The organism is Rhodococcus sp. IEGM 1307 (assembly GCF_030056915.1).
In the GTDB taxonomy this organism is placed as follows: Bacteria; Actinomycetota; Actinomycetes; order Mycobacteriales; family Mycobacteriaceae; genus Rhodococcus_F; species Rhodococcus_F opacus_D.
The window spans coordinates 81823-98315 of the sequence record NZ_JASHKW010000002.1; the positions used below are offsets into that span (position 1 = coordinate 81823).

The 16493-nt window shown below is 68.6% G+C and carries 18 protein-coding genes; 14 read left to right on the top strand and 4 right to left on the bottom strand.

The features are described from left to right. Window positions 1-48: 48 nt before the first annotated feature. The 8 genes from QM841_RS04080 to QM841_RS04115 all read left to right on the top strand — a co-directional run bounded on the left by QM841_RS04080 (window position 49) and on the right by QM841_RS04115 (window position 7699). Entirely contained in the window at window positions 49-903 is an 855-nt protein-coding gene (locus tag QM841_RS04080; RefSeq protein ID WP_029539322.1) for a redox-sensing transcriptional repressor Rex, read from the top strand. Beyond that, window positions 900-2339 (top strand): glutamyl-tRNA reductase, encoded by a 1440-nt coding sequence (locus QM841_RS04085; RefSeq protein WP_016882766.1) that lies wholly within the window; start codon window positions 900-902, stop codon window positions 2337-2339. Before QM841_RS04080 ends, QM841_RS04085 begins: the two co-directional genes overlap by 4 nt. Beyond that, window positions 2336-3301, top strand: a complete 966-nt coding sequence (gene hemC, locus QM841_RS04090; protein WP_283331012.1) for a hydroxymethylbilane synthase — start codon at window positions 2336-2338, stop codon at window positions 3299-3301. The genes QM841_RS04085 and hemC overlap by 4 nt, the downstream gene beginning before the upstream one ends. Window positions 3302-3376: 75 nt before the next feature. Continuing rightward, window positions 3377-4942, top strand: a complete 1566-nt coding sequence (locus QM841_RS04095; RefSeq protein ID WP_005251986.1) for a bifunctional uroporphyrinogen-III C-methyltransferase/uroporphyrinogen-III synthase — start codon at window positions 3377-3379, stop codon at window positions 4940-4942. A gap of 78 nt (window positions 4943-5020) precedes the next feature. Beyond that, window positions 5021-5995 carry a porphobilinogen synthase gene (gene hemB, locus QM841_RS04100; protein WP_283331305.1) on the top strand — a complete coding sequence of 325 codons (975 nt, stop codon included), beginning with the start codon at window positions 5021-5023 and terminating at the stop codon, window positions 5993-5995. A gap of 28 nt (window positions 5996-6023) precedes the next feature. Then, window positions 6024-6629 (top strand): hypothetical protein, encoded by a 606-nt coding sequence (locus QM841_RS04105; RefSeq protein ID WP_283331015.1) that lies wholly within the window; start codon window positions 6024-6026, stop codon window positions 6627-6629. 255 nt (window positions 6630-6884) lie between these two features. Next, window positions 6885-7367: a transport-regulating membrane protein Mce1N gene (gene mce1N / locus QM841_RS04110; protein ID WP_271213146.1), complete on the top strand. Its 483-nt coding sequence runs from the start codon at window positions 6885-6887 to the stop codon at window positions 7365-7367. Beyond that, window positions 7364-7699 (top strand): hypothetical protein, encoded by a 336-nt coding sequence (locus QM841_RS04115; protein WP_105415976.1) that lies wholly within the window; start codon window positions 7364-7366, stop codon window positions 7697-7699. The genes mce1N and QM841_RS04115 overlap by 4 nt, the downstream gene beginning before the upstream one ends. On the opposite strand, the gene QM841_RS04120 is transcribed toward QM841_RS04115, so the two are convergent. Continuing rightward, window positions 7631-9577 (bottom strand): acyl-CoA dehydrogenase family protein, encoded by a 1947-nt coding sequence (locus tag QM841_RS04120; protein WP_283331017.1) that lies wholly within the window; start codon window positions 9575-9577, stop codon window positions 7631-7633. The two genes, QM841_RS04115 and QM841_RS04120, sit on opposite strands and share 69 nt — an antisense overlap. A 155-nt stretch (window positions 9578-9732) precedes the next feature. On the opposite strand from QM841_RS04120, the gene QM841_RS04125 reads away from it, so the two are divergent. Next, window positions 9733-10065 carry a DUF3099 domain-containing protein gene (locus tag QM841_RS04125; protein WP_283331018.1) on the top strand — a complete coding sequence of 111 codons (333 nt, stop codon included), beginning with the start codon at window positions 9733-9735 and terminating at the stop codon, window positions 10063-10065. A 5-nt stretch (window positions 10066-10070) separates the two neighbouring features. Here the strand turns inward: QM841_RS04125 and QM841_RS04130 are convergent, their stop codons facing one another. Together QM841_RS04130 and QM841_RS04135 are read right to left on the bottom strand one after the other, a co-directional pair. Then, window positions 10071-10574 (bottom strand): DUF427 domain-containing protein, encoded by a 504-nt coding sequence (locus QM841_RS04130; protein ID WP_283331019.1) that lies wholly within the window; start codon window positions 10572-10574, stop codon window positions 10071-10073. A 16-nt stretch (window positions 10575-10590) separates the two neighbouring features. After that, window positions 10591-11445: an alpha/beta fold hydrolase gene (locus QM841_RS04135; RefSeq protein ID WP_283331020.1), complete on the bottom strand. Its 855-nt coding sequence runs from the start codon at window positions 11443-11445 to the stop codon at window positions 10591-10593. 74 nt (window positions 11446-11519) lie between these two features. Here QM841_RS04135 and QM841_RS04140 point away from each other — a divergent pair, with 74 nt between their 5' ends. Then, on the top strand, window positions 11520-11978 hold the full coding sequence (locus tag QM841_RS04140) for a MarR family winged helix-turn-helix transcriptional regulator (RefSeq protein WP_280779891.1): 459 nt from the start codon (window positions 11520-11522) through the stop codon (window positions 11976-11978). Here the strand turns inward: QM841_RS04140 and QM841_RS04145 are convergent. Continuing rightward, entirely contained in the window at window positions 11938-12453 is a 516-nt protein-coding gene (locus tag QM841_RS04145) for an Lrp/AsnC family transcriptional regulator (RefSeq protein WP_283331021.1), read from the bottom strand. The genes QM841_RS04140 and QM841_RS04145 overlap by 41 nt on opposite strands. Before the next feature lie 115 nt (window positions 12454-12568). Here QM841_RS04145 and hppD point away from each other — a divergent pair, with 115 nt between their 5' ends. The 4 genes from hppD (at window position 12569) to hemL (ending at window position 16471) form a co-directional block, all read left to right on the top strand. After that, window positions 12569-13777 (top strand): 4-hydroxyphenylpyruvate dioxygenase, encoded by a 1209-nt coding sequence (gene hppD, locus QM841_RS04150; protein ID WP_283331022.1) that lies wholly within the window; start codon window positions 12569-12571, stop codon window positions 13775-13777. A gap of 33 nt (window positions 13778-13810) precedes the next feature. Beyond that, window positions 13811-14575, top strand: coding sequence for an SDR family NAD(P)-dependent oxidoreductase (locus tag QM841_RS04155; RefSeq protein WP_283331023.1), 765 nt, complete (start codon window positions 13811-13813; stop codon window positions 14573-14575). Beyond that, the gene (locus tag QM841_RS04160; RefSeq protein WP_283331024.1) at window positions 14572-15084 is read left to right on the top strand and encodes a VOC family protein; all 513 of its coding nucleotides are present in this window, start codon (window positions 14572-14574) and stop codon (window positions 15082-15084) included. Before QM841_RS04155 ends, QM841_RS04160 begins: the two co-directional genes overlap by 4 nt. A 61-nt stretch (window positions 15085-15145) precedes the next feature. Next, window positions 15146-16471 carry a glutamate-1-semialdehyde 2,1-aminomutase gene (gene hemL, locus QM841_RS04165; RefSeq protein ID WP_283331025.1) on the top strand — a complete coding sequence of 442 codons (1326 nt, stop codon included), beginning with the start codon at window positions 15146-15148 and terminating at the stop codon, window positions 16469-16471. Window positions 16472-16493 lie beyond the last annotated feature (22 nt).

The following is a 16493-nucleotide window of genomic DNA, read 5'->3' on the forward strand; positions in this document are numbered from 1 at the left end:
TACCGTGGTGTGAACAATTCCCCGGAGCATCGTGAAGAACGGCATCGAATGCCGGTCGGACGAGGAGCCAACGACGTGACCGAAACGCACCAGACGCATGGGTCTGTGGCCCCTGGCGTCACGGGGGCGGTCGGGCAGTCGATGGTCGGGTCTCCGGCCCCCTCGGTCGCCGGCGCCGCTCCGCTCCCCGAATCGCGGGACATCCCCCAGGCTACGGTGACGCGCCTCGCGACGTACCTGCGGGTCCTCGGAGTGCTGACGGAACGCGGCACGATCATCGTCTCGAGCGAGGAACTCGCCGCAGCCTCCGGTGTCGGCTCCGCGAAGCTCCGCAAGGACCTTTCCTTCCTGGGGCCGAACGGTGTGCGCGGCGTCGGCTACGACGTGACGCGCCTGCGGGCCCGCATCGAACGCGCGCTCGGCCTGGACCGCGGACACAAAGTGGTGCTCGTCGGCGTCGGAAACCTCGGCCAGGCGCTCGCCGGCTACGGCGGCTTCGGCCGTCGCGGGTTCTCCATGGTCGGACTGTTCGACAGCGACCCGGCGCGGGTCGGTGCGCCGGTGGGCGACCTCACCGTGCGGCACGTCGACGAACTCGAGCAGGCCTGCGCCGAACTCGAGGCCACCATCGGCGTCATCTCGACGCCCGACGAGGCGGCGCAGGAAGTCGCCGACCGTCTGGTGCGCGCCGGACTGCGCTGCATCCTCAGCTTCTCGCCGACCTCGCTCGACGTCCCCGATCACGTCGAGATGCGCCGCGTTGACCTCGCCGTCGAAATGCAGGTTCTCTCGTTCAACAGCGCACGCAACACGGAGTCGGTCCCCACCGCTCCCCGCGTCCGCATCGGACATTCGGCTGTCCCGTCCACCGCACCAAGAAACGGATCAGTGATCGCGCCGTGAGTGTTCTGCTTGTCGGGGTCTCGCACAGAACGGCCCCGGTGCCGGTTCTCGAGCGGGTAGCTGTCACCGACACCGATCGCCCGAAGTTGACGGACAAGCTTCTGGCGTCGTCGCACATCTCGGAGGCGATGATCGTCTCCACCTGCAACCGGGTGGAGATCTACGCCGTCGTCGATGCGTTCCACGGTGCGCTGGCCGAGGTCGGCGAATTGCTCGCCGACCACTCCGGGCTCGATCTCACCGATCTGCACCGGCACGCGTACGTCCGCTACAGCGAGGCTGCGGCGGAGCACCTGTTCGCCGTGGCCAGCGGCCTCGACTCGATGGTGATCGGCGAGCAGCAGATCCTGGGGCAGATCAGGACCGCCTACGCGTCGTCCGACGCGCAGCAGGCCGCAGGCCGCACCCTGCACGAACTCGCCCAGCAGGCGCTGCGCGTCGGCAAGCGGGTGCATTCGGAGACCGGTATCGATTCGGCGGGCGCGTCCGTCGTGTCCGTGGCCCTCGACCGGGCCGCCGGCATCGTCGGCGACGGCGGACTGACCGGACGCACCGCCGTTGTGGTCGGTGCCGGATCCATGGGCGGCCTGTCGGTCGCCCACCTCACGCGGGCCGGGATCGGCCGCATCGTCGTCGTGAACCGGACCAAGGAGCGTGCGGAGCACCTCGCCGACACGGCCCGGTCCAACGGCGTCGAGGCGGAAGCCCTCGAACTGAGCGAACTCCCCGCCGCGATGGCCCAGGCGGATGTCCTCGTGACCTGTACCGGCGCGGTCGGCGCCGTCGTCACGCTCGCGGACACCCACCGCGCGCTGGCACAGCCCGGCCGCGACGCCGAACGCCCCCTCGTCATCTGCGACCTCGGTCTGCCCCGCGACGTGGAGCCCGCCGTGTCGGGTCTGCCCGGGGTCACCGTCCTCGACATGGAATCGCTGCAGCGCGATCCCGCCGCAGGCGCCGCTGCATCCGACGCCGACGCCGCCCGGACGATCGTCGCCGCCGAACTCGCCAACTACCTCGCCGGCCAGCGGCTGGCGGAGGTCACGCCGACCGTCACCGCCCTGCGCCAGCGCGCCGCGGACGTGGTTGAGGCGGAGCTGATGCGACTGGATTCGCGTCTGCCCGGACTCGACGACCCCGAGCGCGACGAGGTCGCCCGCACCGTGCGGCGAGTGGTCGACAAGCTTCTCCACGCGCCCACCGTCCGGGTGAAGCAGCTCGCCTCCGCACCCGGTGGCGACTCCTACGCCGCCGCCCTGCGCGAGCTGTTCGAACTCAGCCCCGGATCCGTCGAGGCCGTCGCCAAGCCCACCGACCTCGGCGGCGCCACCGACCTGAGCGCCATCGACATCACCGACGGCTTCATCGCCGGCCAGGACCCGCGCCTGCGCCGCTTCGTCACAGACGACAACCATGGGAAGGAATCGCAGGCATGAGCGCCGTCGGCACCCGTACGCTGCGGATCGGAACCCGTGGGAGTGAGCTCGCGACCACCCAGGCCGGGACCGTGCGCGACGCACTGATCTCGGCCGGGCACGACGCCGAGCTCGTCATCATCAAGACCAAGGGCGACCAGTCCATGGAATCGGTGGAGAAGATCGGAGTCGGCGTCTTCACCGCCGAACTCCGGGAAGCGCTCGCCGACGGCCGCGTCGACGTGGCCGTCCACTCCTACAAGGACCTGCCGACCGCCCCCGACGAACGGTTCACCATCGCCGCCATTCCGCCGCGCGAGGATCCCCGCGACGCGCTCGTGGCCCGCGACGGACTGGTCCTCGGAGAACTGCCCGCCGGTTCGAAGGTCGGCACGTCCGCACCGCGGCGCGCGTCGCAGCTCCGGGCGCTGGGCCTCGGCCTCGACATCCGTCCGCTGCGCGGCAACCTGCAGCGGCGCCTCGGCAAGGTCGAGTCCGGCGAACTCGACGCCGTCGTCCTGGCCCGCGCGGGCCTGGCGCGGATCGGACGTCTGGACCTGATCACCGAGTCCATCGAACCGGTCCAGATGCTGCCCGCACCCGCGCAGGGCGCGCTCGCCGTCGAATGCCTGTCCGCGAACACGGCGCTCGTCGCGATCCTGTCGGAGCTCGACGACCCGAACAGCCGCGCCGCCGTCACTGCGGAACGCGCGCTGCTCGCCGAGCTCGAGGCCGGCTGCACCGCGCCCGTCGGCGCCATAGCCGAGGTCGTCGAATCACTCGACGACGACGGCCGCATCTTCGACGAACTGTCCGTCCGGGGCTGCGCCGCAGCCATCGACGGTTCCGACGTCATTCGCACGGGGGCCGTGGGCTCCCCGGAGAACGCCGCAGAACTCGGCCGCTCCGTCGCGCGGGAGCTTCTCGAGCTCGGTGCGCGGGAGCTGATGAATGTCACCGAGGCCGGTGATGCCGATGTTTGATGTGCGAAGGCCGACTGATCGGCCGATCCGCTTCCTGTACCCATCTCGACACATGATCGCACTGGAGAATTACCGATGAGCCGAGTCCGTAAGAACACCCCCGGACGAATCCTGTTCGTGGGATCCGGACCGGGCGATCCGGCACTGCTCACCGTGCACGCACGGGACGTCCTTGCCGCAGCGACCCTCGCCTTCACCGACCCCGACGTCGACAAGGGCGTCACGGTCCTGGTGGGCACCGACCTGGGCGTCGACGCCGAGACCGGTGAGCCGCTCGCCGAGGTCCGTCCGGCACTGGGTGAGCCGGCGGAGGTCGCGAAGACCCTCGTCCACGAGGCGAGGAACGGCCACGACGTCGTGCGTCTGGTGTCCGGCGACCCGCTGACCACCGACTCCGTGATCGCCGAGGTCACCGCCGTCGCCCGCACCCAGGTGCAGTTCGAGGTCCTGCCGGGCCTGCCGTCCGCGTCCGCCGTCCCGTCCTACGCCGGTATGGCACTGGGGTCGGGACACACCGAGGCCGACGTCCGCGGCGAGGTCGACTGGGCTGCCCTGGCCGCCGCACCCGGACCGCTGGTCCTGCATGCCACGTCGGGTCACCTCGCCGAGACGGCGAGCGCGCTCGTCGAGCACGGCCTGGCTCCGCAGACCCCGGCCGCCATCACGGTCCGCGGCACCACCCGGCAGCAGCGCACCGTCGAGGCCACCCTCGCGACGCTGAACGAGGCCGGTTCCGAACTGGTCGGTTCGCTGGTCGTGACGGTCGGCAAGGTCGTCGCCCAGCGCAACAAGATGTCGTGGTGGGAGTCGCGTGCACTGTACGGCTGGAAGGTCCTGGTGCCGCGCACCAAGGATCAGGCAGGCGAAATGAGCGACCGCCTCGTCACGCACGGCGCCATCCCGATCGAGGTGCCCACCATCGCCGTCGAGCCGCCCCGCAGCCCGGCGCAGATGGAACGGTCCGTGAAGGGCCTCGTCGACGGCCGCTACCAGTGGGTGGTCTTCACGTCCACCAACGCGGTGCGTGCGGTGTGGGAGAAGTTCGAGGAGTTCGGGCTCGACGCCCGCGCGTTCTCCGGCGTCAAGATCGCCTGCATCGGTGAGGCCACGGCCGCCAAGGTGCGCTCGTTCGGAATCAACCCCGAACTCGTGCCCTCCGGTGAGCAGTCGAGCGAAGGCCTGCTGGCCGAATTCGCCCCCTACGACGACGTGTTCGACCCGGTCAATCGGGTTCTGCTGCCCCGCGCCGACATCGCCACCGAGACGCTGGCCGAGGGCCTGCGCGAACGTGGCTGGGAAATCGACGACGTCACCGCCTACCGCACCGTCCGGGCTGCGCCGCCGCCGGCCGAGACCCGCGAGATGATCAAGACCGGTGGGTTCGACGCCGTCTGCTTCACCTCGTCCTCGACCGTCCGCAACCTCGTCGGCATCGCCGGAAAGCCGCACGCGCGCACCCTCGTCGCCTGCATCGGTCCGAAGACCGCCGAGACGGCCATCGAATTCGGCCTGCGCGTGGACGTGCAGCCGGAGACCGCTCAGGTCGGCCCGCTGGTGGAGGCTCTCGCCGAGCACGCCGCGCGCCTGCGTGCCGAGGGCGCACTGCCCCCGCCACGCAAGAAGTCCCGCGCTCGGCGATAGGCGCTACGCGCCCGTGCGCCTTTTTGGTTGTTCCCACTACCAAAAAGGCGCACGGGCCCGACGAAGGAGGGCATGTCCTTGTTCCCGACCCACCGACCGCGACGCCTCCGCCGGACACCGGCGCTGCGTCGTCTCGTCGCCGAGACTTCGCTCGAGCCACGGCATCTCGTGTTGCCGATGTTCGTCGCGGACGGTATCGACGAGCCTCGTGAGATCTCGTCGATGCCCGGCGTCTTCCAGCACACACCCGACTCGCTGCGTCGGGCGGCGACGGAAGCGGTCGAGGCGGGACTCGGTGGACTCATGCTCTTCGGGGTGCCCCGTCCCGACGACAAGGATGCCGAGGGGTCCGGCGCGTCCGACCCGGACGGCATCCTGAACCGCGGATTGCGCTGGCTCGCAGACGAAGTCGGCGATGCGACGGTGATCATGGCGGACACCTGCCTGGACGAGTTCACCGACCACGGTCATTGCGGAGTTCTCGACGAGAGCGGTGCGGTCGACAACGACCTCACGCTGCAGCGGTACGTCGACATGGCGGTCGCGCAGGCCGAGGCCGGCGCGCATCTGCTCGGTCCGAGCGGAATGATGGACGGCCAGGTCGCCGCCATCCGCAAGGCCCTCGACGACGCGGGCTACACCGACGTCGGTCAGCTCGCGTACTCGGCGAAGTACGCGTCGGCGTTCTACGGCCCGTTCCGGGAGGCCGTCGGGTCGTCGTTGCAGGGTGATCGCCGCACGTACCAACAGGATTCGGCCAATCGCCGGGAATCGCTGCGGGAGGTGGACCTCGACATCGACGAGGGCGCCGACATGGTGATGGTGAAGCCGGCGATGTCCTACCTGGACGTCCTGCGCGAGACGGCAGACCGCTCTCCCGTCCCCGTTGCGGCGTATCAGATCTCGGGCGAGTACTCGATGATCACGGCCGCCGCGCAGAACGGCTGGATCGACCGGGACGCCGCGATCCTCGAATCGCTGACCAGTATCCGCCGCGCAGGCGCGGACGTCGTGCTGACGTACTGGGCGACCGAAGCGGCCGGCTGGTTGTGATCGTCTCGTCGGCGGATACGGTAGTGCCATGACCCAGCAGTGGCCACCGACACCGCCGCACCAGGCTCCGCATCAGCAGAGCCCGTCTCCGCACGATTTCCCGTACCCCCCGCCGGTTCCGCAGCCGAAGCCCGAACGTCCGGCACCGGTCGACGTGGGCACGGCAGCCCAGTTGCTGTGGGCGGTGGCCGGGCTCGGGCTGATCCAGGCGCTGGCCGCGATGGTTCTGGTGGTGGGGGAGAAGTCGACGTTCGTCGACGAACTGATGAACAACCCCAGCGTCACATCCGGCGAGGTCGACATGAGCCGCGACAGCGTGGAGAAACTGTTCTACGTGGGTATCGGGTTCACGGTCGTCCTCATCCTGATCCTCACCGGGCTGTTCCTCCTGTTCGTGCACTTCATGCGCAAGGGCCGGAACTGGGCCAGGATGCTGCTCACCATCGCGTGCGTGATGATGGTGGTGTGGACCGTCCCGGTGCTCTTCGGCATCGGATCCGACGGAAGCGGCACCGCGCTCGCTCTCGGTGGCGTGCAGATCCTCCAGGCCGTGGTGGCCGTCGGAGCCGTCGTGCTGATGCACCGCAAGGATTCCAACAGCTACTTTTTGAGGTTGCCCCCCTCCGACGAGTAGCTTCGATTTGCTCGTGAAATATAAAGATGTACCGTGAAGTACGTCACAAGGGCAGACCGCAGACTTCATTTCGACCGAAGGACTTTTCTCCATGCGCGCTGACGATCGAGCACACGGGTCTCGCAAAGAAGCACTGATGTTCGCCATCATCGTGGCCTTCGTGCTGCTGACTCTGTTGCTCGTCGTGATCCCGGGCGCCCTCTCCTGACGTGCCCCACGTTTTCCTCGCGCGCCACGATGTCGCAGGATGAGCGTGTGAGCGAACCAGCCGTCCTGTTCAGTGAGCCCGGCGCCCGCTGGCGGATGGTGGCGTTCGGCCCGGTCTTCTGCCTGATCGCGCTGATCATCGAACTACTGACCGGCCCGGTGGTGCACTGGTTCGCGCTGTCGTTGTTCGCAGTGTTGCTCAGCGGTTTCGTCTACGTGCAGGTGGTGGCCGCCCGTAGGCATGCCAGCGTCGAACTCACGACGTCGTCGTTGCGGCAGGGCACCGAAGACGTGCCGATCACCGAGATCGTGAAGATCATGCCCCCCGCCGACCCGGAGTCGTACGAGCAGCAGCCGTGGGAAACCGCCCGGAGTCTGGGGGAGCTGTCCGCGGTTCCCCGCCGGCGGACGGGCATCGGACTGCGACTGCGGGGCGGCGCCTTGGTGCAGGCGTGGGCGAAGGACGACGAGGCATTGCGCGCGCAGCTCGAATCGCTGCTCGCGAAGTCGGCGGGCGGGTCGGCGGAATGAACCGCCGGACCGCGGTGGTGACAGCGGAGTGGATCGGTGCCGTGGCCGGTGTCGTCGCCGCAGTGTGGTGCTGGAACCATGCCCAGGTCACATCGGAGTTCGGTCCCGTGGCGCCGGGTGCACCCTCCTTCGAGGGAACCGCGTACTCGGGGTCGTGGATCGCCGTCGCCGCCGGACTGCTGACGGTCGCGGGGTTGCTGGTGATCGATTCGGTGCGCCGGCTCCGGTCCGGCCCGGCGGGCGAACCCGCCGAGCCGTCCTCGTCATCGGAAGATCTGGGTCTTGCGGACGGTGTCGGTCCCGGGACCGTCGAGCATCGCGGAGCCGAGTAGCGCCTCGGGAACCCCGAGGCCCTCGATCAACGTCTGGGCGTGCGGCCGCAGCGACCGGCAGCGCTCGTTGATTCCCCGCTGCACCGCCTTCGACCGCTCCACCGACAGCTGCCGGTGCTCCATGAACCATGCCTTGTCTTCTTCGATCACGCTCAGCGCGTAGAGGTCGCAGACATCGCTCAGCAGGTCGCGGGCGTCGTCGTCCTCGCATTCGTCGATGCCGGCGACGAACGCCTCGAGCACCACCCGGTCGATGTGCGCCTGCGCGGCGTGCAGCACGTGATCCTGCACGAAATTGAAGGCGTCGAACGGGTTCTCCTCGCGCTTCTGCGCAGCCTGGAGGCGACGGGCGGCGGTCGCGAGCAGGTACTGCTCGCGGTCCTCGAACATCGTCAGCTGCGTGCCGCGGTTGAAGAGGCTGCCGTCCTCTTCGTTGTCCTGCCGCGTGTCGAGGATCGTCTGGATGATCTGCTGCGCGGCGGTGCGCTTCTTGACGACGTCGGAAACCGTGGTGGCCGCGAAGCGCATCCATTCGACGGGGCTCATGCCGCGCACCTCGTCCGCGTAGGACGTGAGCAGTTCCTTGGCCACGAGCTGCGTCAGGACGTGGTTGTCGCCCTCGAACGTGGTGAACACATCGGTGTCGGCCTTGAGCGCCGTGAGACGGTTCTCGGCCATGTACCCGGCGCCGCCGCACGCTTCACGGGCCTCCTGGATCGCACGGGTGGCGTGCCAGGTGTTCGCAACCTTTAGCCCGGCGGCGCGGCCCTCAAGTTCACGCTGTTCCTGGGGGTCGGCGTCGGCACTGCTCTGGATCTCGTGCATCTTGGCGACGAGCTCGTTCTGCGCGAACTGCAGAGCGTAGGAGCGTGCGATCAACGGGAACAGCCTGCGCTGGTGGACGAGGTAGTCCATGAGCAGCACCTCGTCCTCGGCCTGCGGGGCATTGAACTGCCTGCGCTGCAACGCATATCGGGTGGCGATCGACAATGCGACGCGGGCGGCGGCGCCGGCGGACCCGCCCACCGTGACGCGTCCCCGCACGAGAGTGCCCACCATCGTGAAGAATCGGCGGTTCGCGTTGTCGATCGGCGAGGTGTACGTGCCGTCGGGTTCCACGTCTGCGTATTTGTTGAGCAGGTTCTCCCGCGGAATTCTGACCTGGTCGAACGTGATTCGGCCGTTGTCGACGCCGGGAAGTCCACCCTTGTACCCACAGTCCGACGTGTGGACGCCGGGGAGATCGTTGCCGTCCTCGTCCCGGATCGGCACCACGAAGCAATGCACGCCTTGCGACTCGCCGCCCGTGATCAACTGCGCGAACACGGCCGCCATCGTCGCGTGCTGCGCCGCCCCGCCGATGTAGTCCTTGCGCGAGGACGGTGTGGGGGAGTGGATGACGAATTCGCCCGCGTCCGCGTCGTACGTCGCGGTGGTCTCGAGGGCCTGCACGTCGCTGCCGTGACCCGTCTCGGTCATCGCGAAACACCCCAGCAGATCCAGATCGACGAGACGCTTCACGTACGCCTCGTGATGGCGCGCGGTACCGAGGTTCTCGATCGCGCCGCCGAACAGTCCCCACTGCACGCCCGCCTTGACCATCAGGGACAGGTCCGACATCGCAAGCATCTCGATGCTCGTGACTGCGGCGCCGGCGTCACCGGTGCCGCCGTGGTCTTTCGCGAATCCGTCGGCGGCGTAGCCGTTGCTCGCGAGCAGACGCAACTGCGCCAGCGTCTTGGCGCGGGCCTCGTCGAGGTCGGGGGTGTAGTGCGGTGCGAAGTCGGGGGATCCGGACAATTCCGCCCTGACGCGCTCGCGTACCTCCCGCCAGCGTCCGTCGAGGGTGCTTCTCAGGTGGTCAGCTGTGGTGGCCATGACTCGACAGTAGCGGTCGCTCCGAGGCGCGTGATGTCGGTCGAGGAACAGGTCCGGCGATCAGGGGACACCGAAGGTGCCGAAGCCTTCCTCCGGCCGGCCGTAACACCGGTGATGGGCGTTGCATGCGGCAATGCTCTGGGTATTCCGGTGTGGTGAGCATTTCCCACGCACTACGGTCCCTCGTCACGGGCCCGACCTTCCGGTGGACGTCCGCACCGAGTGGCACCGCCCGCCACCCGATCAGTATCACCACGGCATCGGTGTCACTCGAACAACAGCATCGGGTGCGGGTGCGCAAGTACGTGATCGTGGCGTCGTTCAGGATTCTCGCGTTCGTGCTGTCCGCGGTGGTCTACGGTCTGTCCGGTAACCCGTGGGTGGCCGTGGCGATCATCGGTGTGTCGCTGCCCCTGCCGTGGCTCGTCGCCCTGATCGTCGACGACCTGCCGCCGTGGGAGACGGACGAGTCCCACGGTAGTGGGTGAGGCGTTCACCAGAAGCGACTCCCGGGCCCGCCCTTGAACGGGCCGACCACCTGATCGGTGATCCACCCGCCGTAGAAGCCCCCCGTCTGGGGCCGAACCCGCTCGCCGCCGACGAAACAGCCGTCCACCGATCCCGGCATGACCGCCACGTGCCCGAGGAGAGATTCGTACCCGGCGACCGGCCGCGGATAGTGCCACGCCGCACGCTCGGCGACGTGTCCGCCCGCGACGACGTCGAAATAATCCGCCCGCCCCTTCCACTCGCACACCGTGCTCCCGGCAACCGGACGCAGGACCCCCTCGGCGAAACACGTGCGCGGCAGGTAGTACGTCGGCGGGTGGCTCGTCTCGAGCAGGCGCAGCGGGTTGCGTGTGCGTGCGACGAGTTGCCCGCCGAACCGCACCTCCACCAACTCGCCGCTCTGCTCGACCACGGGTGGCCGCGGGTAGTCCCACACCGATTCCTGGCCCGGACCGACGGGGTCCGGGATCGGGTGGCCGCTCGTCATGCGTGGACCAGTCGAGTCAGGCCGAGGTGCTGATCATCGCGAGATATCCCACGGGGTCGCGCCAGAACGCGGTGATCAGGTCGGCGAGTGCGGCCGGGTCGGCGATCAATGGTGTGATGTGGCCGGCGCCGTCCACCGTGGTGGCTGCGGCGTGCGGCATCGTCGCCGCGGCGGCCCGTGCCTGCTCGAGGGAGATCATCGTGTCTGCGCGGGGGACGACCATCAGCGTCGGCGCTCCGATCCGGGGGAGGAGAGGGCCGAGGCCCTTGCGGTGCAGCATGATCGACTGCATCGCCTGGTGCATGCCGCGGCGTGGTGCCTGCCGGAAGGTCCGGGAGACGGCCTGGAACTGTTGCGGCTGCGTTCGTGAAAGCTCGGTGCCGAGAAGGACGTTCATCACCGCATTCGTGAGCGGTGGAATCGGCCCGGCGATGCGGTAGGCCCACACCATCGGCACGATCCTGGCGCGTTCCCTGCGGGTGAGGGCTTGGGTCGGTGTCCCGATGGTGACCACGGTGCGGCACAGGTCGGGAGTGTCGGCGGCCGCGACGAGCCCGACGTGTCCACCCCAGGCGTTGCCCACCCAGTCGGCGGGCTCGGTGACGCCGAGTACGTCGAGGACGGTGATCGCCGCCTCCGCGCACTCCTCCATCGTGAACCGGCGCGGTACGGCGGTGCTCGCTCCGTGGCCGGGTCCGTCGATCGAGATCAACTGCCGGTGCGCGACCAGATGGCTGCGCAGGGGTGCCCACGTCGTCGAGTCGACGAAAAGGCTGTGCCACAGCACGGTCGGCGGTCCGCTACCGGTGACGTGGACGGCGAGGTTCCCGACGCTCGTCGGGACGGTCCGGGTGATCGATTGTGTGTCCATGGGATGCCCCAGGTGCTGTGTCGAGTAATGCTTCGGAAACCGAAACTTCGGTAACCGTAGTATTCTCCTGTGTCATGGAACGGTCAAGAGGTCTGCCGTCCGATCGCCCTGCGGTGGGGCAGTTGCTGGTTCGTTTGCTGCACGAGTTCCGCCGGGAGTTGAGCGAGCCCATGGCGGAACGCGGTTACGGCGACATCCGCCCGCCGCATCTGCAGATCTTCGGCAACATCGGTTGGGAGGGCCGGCGGTTGACGGAGATCGCCTCCCGGGCCGAACTGAGTCTGTCCGCCGCGTCCGAACTGATCAACGATCTCGAGGACCTCGGGTACGTCGAGCGGGTTCCGGACACGCGGGACAGGCGGGCGAAACTGGTCGTCCCGACCGCGCGGGGACGGCAGGCGCTGCAGGACGCCGCCGTACGGGTCGCCGAGATCGAGCACCACTGGGGCGGCATCGTCGGCCACGACCGGTTCGACGACGCCTGCTCCGTGCTCAATTCACTGTTGGACGAGCTGAGTCCCGAGGACCGCTGACCGTGGGCGGAGGGACCGCCGCGCGGACGAGTTGCTCGTGACGCAGGGCGATCTGGGTCTGCGTCGCGATGACGGTCGACGAGCGAAGAACGTTGTGCCCGTCCACGATCGAGTTGATCACCCGCTGCAGGTCGGCGTGGGTGCGCGCCACCACGCGGACCAGGACGTCGCCGGCTCCGGTAATCGTGTGCGCTTCGAGAACTTCGGGGATGGCGGTCAGATGCTCGACGACCGCGGCGTGCCCGTTGCCCTGGGCGATCTCCAGGGTGGCGAACGCGACCACCGGAAACCCCAGTGCCTCCGGGTCGAGGGTCGGTGCCGAACTGGTGATCACGCCGGTGCGTTCGAGCCGGTCGAGACGCGCCTGAACGGTGCCACGCGCCACTCCCAGGCGTCTCGACGCCTCGAGCACCCCGACCTTCGGCTCGGCGTGGAGCAGGTCGAGCAGTGTGGCGTCGAGTTGATCGATACTCATGGCGTCCCTGGTCAATATGTAGGGTCCAACCGTCTTTTCGTCCAGCATTCTGTACAGATTGAACAGCGTCAAGAGGCACCGTTGCGCAGTGATGTGTGCTGGATCACAGTGAGATATGACTATCGCCGACATTCGCCTGACGCCCCGCGAGGTGGCCGCACATCTGGAGACCGACGAGCTCCGGCAATTGGTCGGGCTCGTCGAACACGACGACGCGTCGGATCCGTTTCCCGTGGTCGCGATGGATGCCGTGGTATTCGCGTGCGGCAACGCGACGCAGAGCATGCAGTACTTCGTCTCCACCTGGGGCATGACCCTCGTCGCCTACGCCGGGCCGGAGACCGGTCAGCGCTCGCACAAGTCCTTCGTCCTCGAGTCGGGGTCGGCACGGTTCGTGCTGCACGGCGCCGTCGATCCGAAGAGCCCGCTCGCGGACCATCACCGGGCGCACGGCGACGGCGTCGTGGACCTGGCGATGGAAGTGCTCGACGTCGACCGCTGCATCGCGCACGCCCGCTCGCAGGGGGCCGCCATTCTCGAGGAGCCGCGCGACGTCACGGATCAGTTCGGCACCGTGCGGCTCGCGGCGATCGCCACGTACGGCAGCACCCGGCACACCATCGTCGACCGCAGCCGGTACGACGGCCCCTACCTCCCCGGATTCGTCGCGCGCTCCAGCGGTTTCGCGGCGCGACCGGGTAAACCCCCGCGGTTGTTCCAGGCGCTCGACCACGCCGTCGGCAACGTCGAGATGGGCCGGATGGATCACTGGGTCCGGTTCTACAACCGCGTCATGGGATTCACGAACATGGCCGAATTCGTCGGCGACGACATCGCCACGGAGTACTCGGCGCTGATGTCGAAGGTCGTGGCGAACGGCAACCACCGGGTGAAGTTCCCGCTCAACGAACCCGCGGTGGGAAAGAAGAAGTCGCAGATCGACGAATATCTCGAGTTCTACGGTGAGCCGGGCTGCCAGCATCTGGCCCTCGCGACCGGGGACATCCTCGCGACGGTGGACGCGCTGCGGGCCGAGGGCGTCGAATTCCTGAACACACCCGACGCGTACTACGAGGACCCGCGGTTGCGTGCCCGGATCGGGAGGGTCCGGGTGCCGGTGGAGGAACTGCAGAAGCGCGGAATCCTCGTCGACCGCGACGAGGACGGATACCTCCTGCAGATCTTCACCAAGCCGCTCGGCGACCGGCCGACCGTGTTCTTCGAGCTGATCGAACGGCACGGTTCGCTCGGATTCGGGGCGGGCAACTTTCAGGCCCTGTTCGAATCCATCGAGCGTGAGCAGGCGGCGCGCGGCAATCTGTGAACCTCCGATCGGCACGCAGTGCATCATCGACTGATGGATGACACGGATCGGGGAACGTTCGCAGGGAAAGTCGCTCTCGTCACCGGGGCCTCCTCGGGGCTCGGGCACGCCGTGGCCCGGCTCCTCACCGACCGGGGAGCCCTCGTCTTCGGGGTCGCACGGGACGGGGATGCGCTGCGGCAGGCCATGATCGAGATCGCCGGGCCGGAGGCCGCGGGGCGCTGTGCACCGGCGGACGTGGCGTCGCCGGAAGCGTGCAGCGCGGCCGTGGCAGCCTGCGTCGCCGGGCTCGGCGGTCTCGACGTCCTGATCAACGTTGCCGGTTCGCACACCCTCCGGCACACCGCGGACGTCACGGACGAGGACTGGGCACACGATCTCGCCGTGAACCTGAACGGGCCGTTCTACCTGTCGCGGGCAGCGCTGCCGCATCTGCTCGACCGCGGAGGCAACATCGTCAACGTCGCATCCGTCGCCGGACTGCAGGGGCAGGCGTACTCGGCCGGCTACTGCGCCGCCAAGCACGGACTGGTGGGTCTCACCCGCGCGATGGCACTCGAGTTCACCGGCACACCGCTGCGGATCAACGCCGTCTGCCCGGGCGGGATGATGACACCGCAGGTCACGAATTTCGCGTTCCCCGACGGCGTCGATTTCGAGCTCGTCCTGAAGTCGGCCTCCCCGAGAGGGCTGATGGAACCCGAGGACGTGGCGAAGACGGTGGCCTTCCTCGCATCCGACGACGCGTCCGCCATCCACGGAGCCGTGTACTCGGTGGACAACGGGAAGATGGCGTGAGCCTCGTCGCCGGCCCGATCTTCCAGATCTGCTGGGTCGTCGACGACATCGAGGCTGCCGAGCGGTACTTCACCGAGCAGCTCGGCGTCGCGCGATGGTTGCGGCTCCCGGAAGTGCACTTCGGACCCGAGCACTGCACGTACCGCGGGCAGCCCGCCGACTACGTGGTCCACGTGTCCCTCGGATACGCCGGCGGACAGCAGCTCGAGCTGATCCAGCCGGTGTCGGGACGCAACCTCTACACGGAACAGCTGGAGACCACCGGTCCCGGCGTCCATCACGTGGCCTGGGTCCCCGACGACTTCGAGGCCACCCTCGCCGAAGCCGGACGTCGAGGACTGCCGGTGGTGCAGCGGGGCCGGTTCGAGGGCGTCGGGATGGAGTTCGCGTACCTCGAGGGCGGCCCGCTCGGCGGATACGTGGAACTGCTGAAACTGTCCGAGGAGATGCGGGCGATGTTCGCCTCGCTCGTCCCGGAACCACCCGGCGCGACGGATCGGCCAGAGTGATCCTGGCCACCCACTACACCCTGTCGTTGGCAAATTCGACAGAACTGGGACACTGGAGGCCGTGACTGTTTCCTCCGGTGACCCCGACGTGCACGCATCCCGCTCCGCCCAGCTCTTCGAGAGGGCTGATCTGGTCATTCCCGGCGGCGTCAACTCCCCGGTGCGAGCCTTCCACTCGGTCGGCGGCACCCCGCGGTTCATCAAGGAAGCGTCCGGCTACACGCTCACCGACGTCGACGGCAACGACTACGTCGACCTCATCTGCTCCTGGGGACCGATGATCCTCGGTCACGCGCACCCCGCCGTCGTCGAGGCAGTGCAGAAGGCGGCCGCCACCGGCCTGTCGTTCGGCGCGCCCACCGAGGGCGAGATCGAACTGGCCGAGGAGATCGTCGGCCGGGTTGCGCCGGTGGAGAAGGTGCGCCTGGTCAACTCCGGCACCGAAGCCACCATGAGCGCCGTCCGCCTGGCCCGCGGATTCACCGGCCGAACCAAGGTCCTCAAGTTCTCCGGCTGCTACCACGGACACGTCGACGCGCTGCTGGCCGACGCCGGCTCGGGGCTCGCCACCTTCGGCCTCCCGACATCGCCCGGCGTGACGGGCGCGCAGGCCGAGGACACCATCGTCGTTCCCTACAACGACCTCGACGCCGTCGTCCAGGCCTTCGCCGCGAACGAGGGCCAGATCGCGTGCGTCATCACCGAGGCCGCCGCCGGCAACATGGGCGCAGTGGCGCCGCAGCCCGGATTCAACGAGGGCCTGCGGAAGCTGACCAGCGACAACGGCGCCCTGCTCATCATGGACGAGGTGATGACCGGGTTCCGCGTCAGCTCCGCCGGTTGGTTCGGGCTCGACGGCGTCGCCGGTGACCTCTACACGTTCGGCAAGGTGATGAGCGGCGGTCTGCCCGCCGCCGCATTCGGTGGCCGCGCCGACGTCATGGCCCATCTCGCCCCGGCCGGACCCGTCTACCAGGCGGGCACCCTGTCCGGGAACCCCGTCGCCGTCGCCGCCGGGCTCGCCAGCCTGCGCGCCGCGGACCTGGCCGTGTACGACGCACTCGAGCGCAACAGCGCCACCCTGCGGACCCTGCTGTCCGACGCGCTGACCGCCGAGAGTGTGCCGCACCGGGTGCAGACCGCAGGCACGATGCTCAGCGTGTTCTTCAGCGAGGACCCGGTGACCAACTACGCCGAGGCCAAGGCCGCCCAGACCTGGCGCTTCCCGGCGTTCTTCCACGGGCTTCTCTCACGCGGTGTGTACCCGCCGCCGAGCGCGTTCGAGGCGTGGTTCGTCTCCGCCGCCATGGACGACAGAGCCTTCTCGATCATCGCCGACGCCCTGCCGCACGCCGCGAAGGCCGCCGCCGCGGCCGTCCAGCCCTGACGTGTCCTCCCCCCTCGCGGCC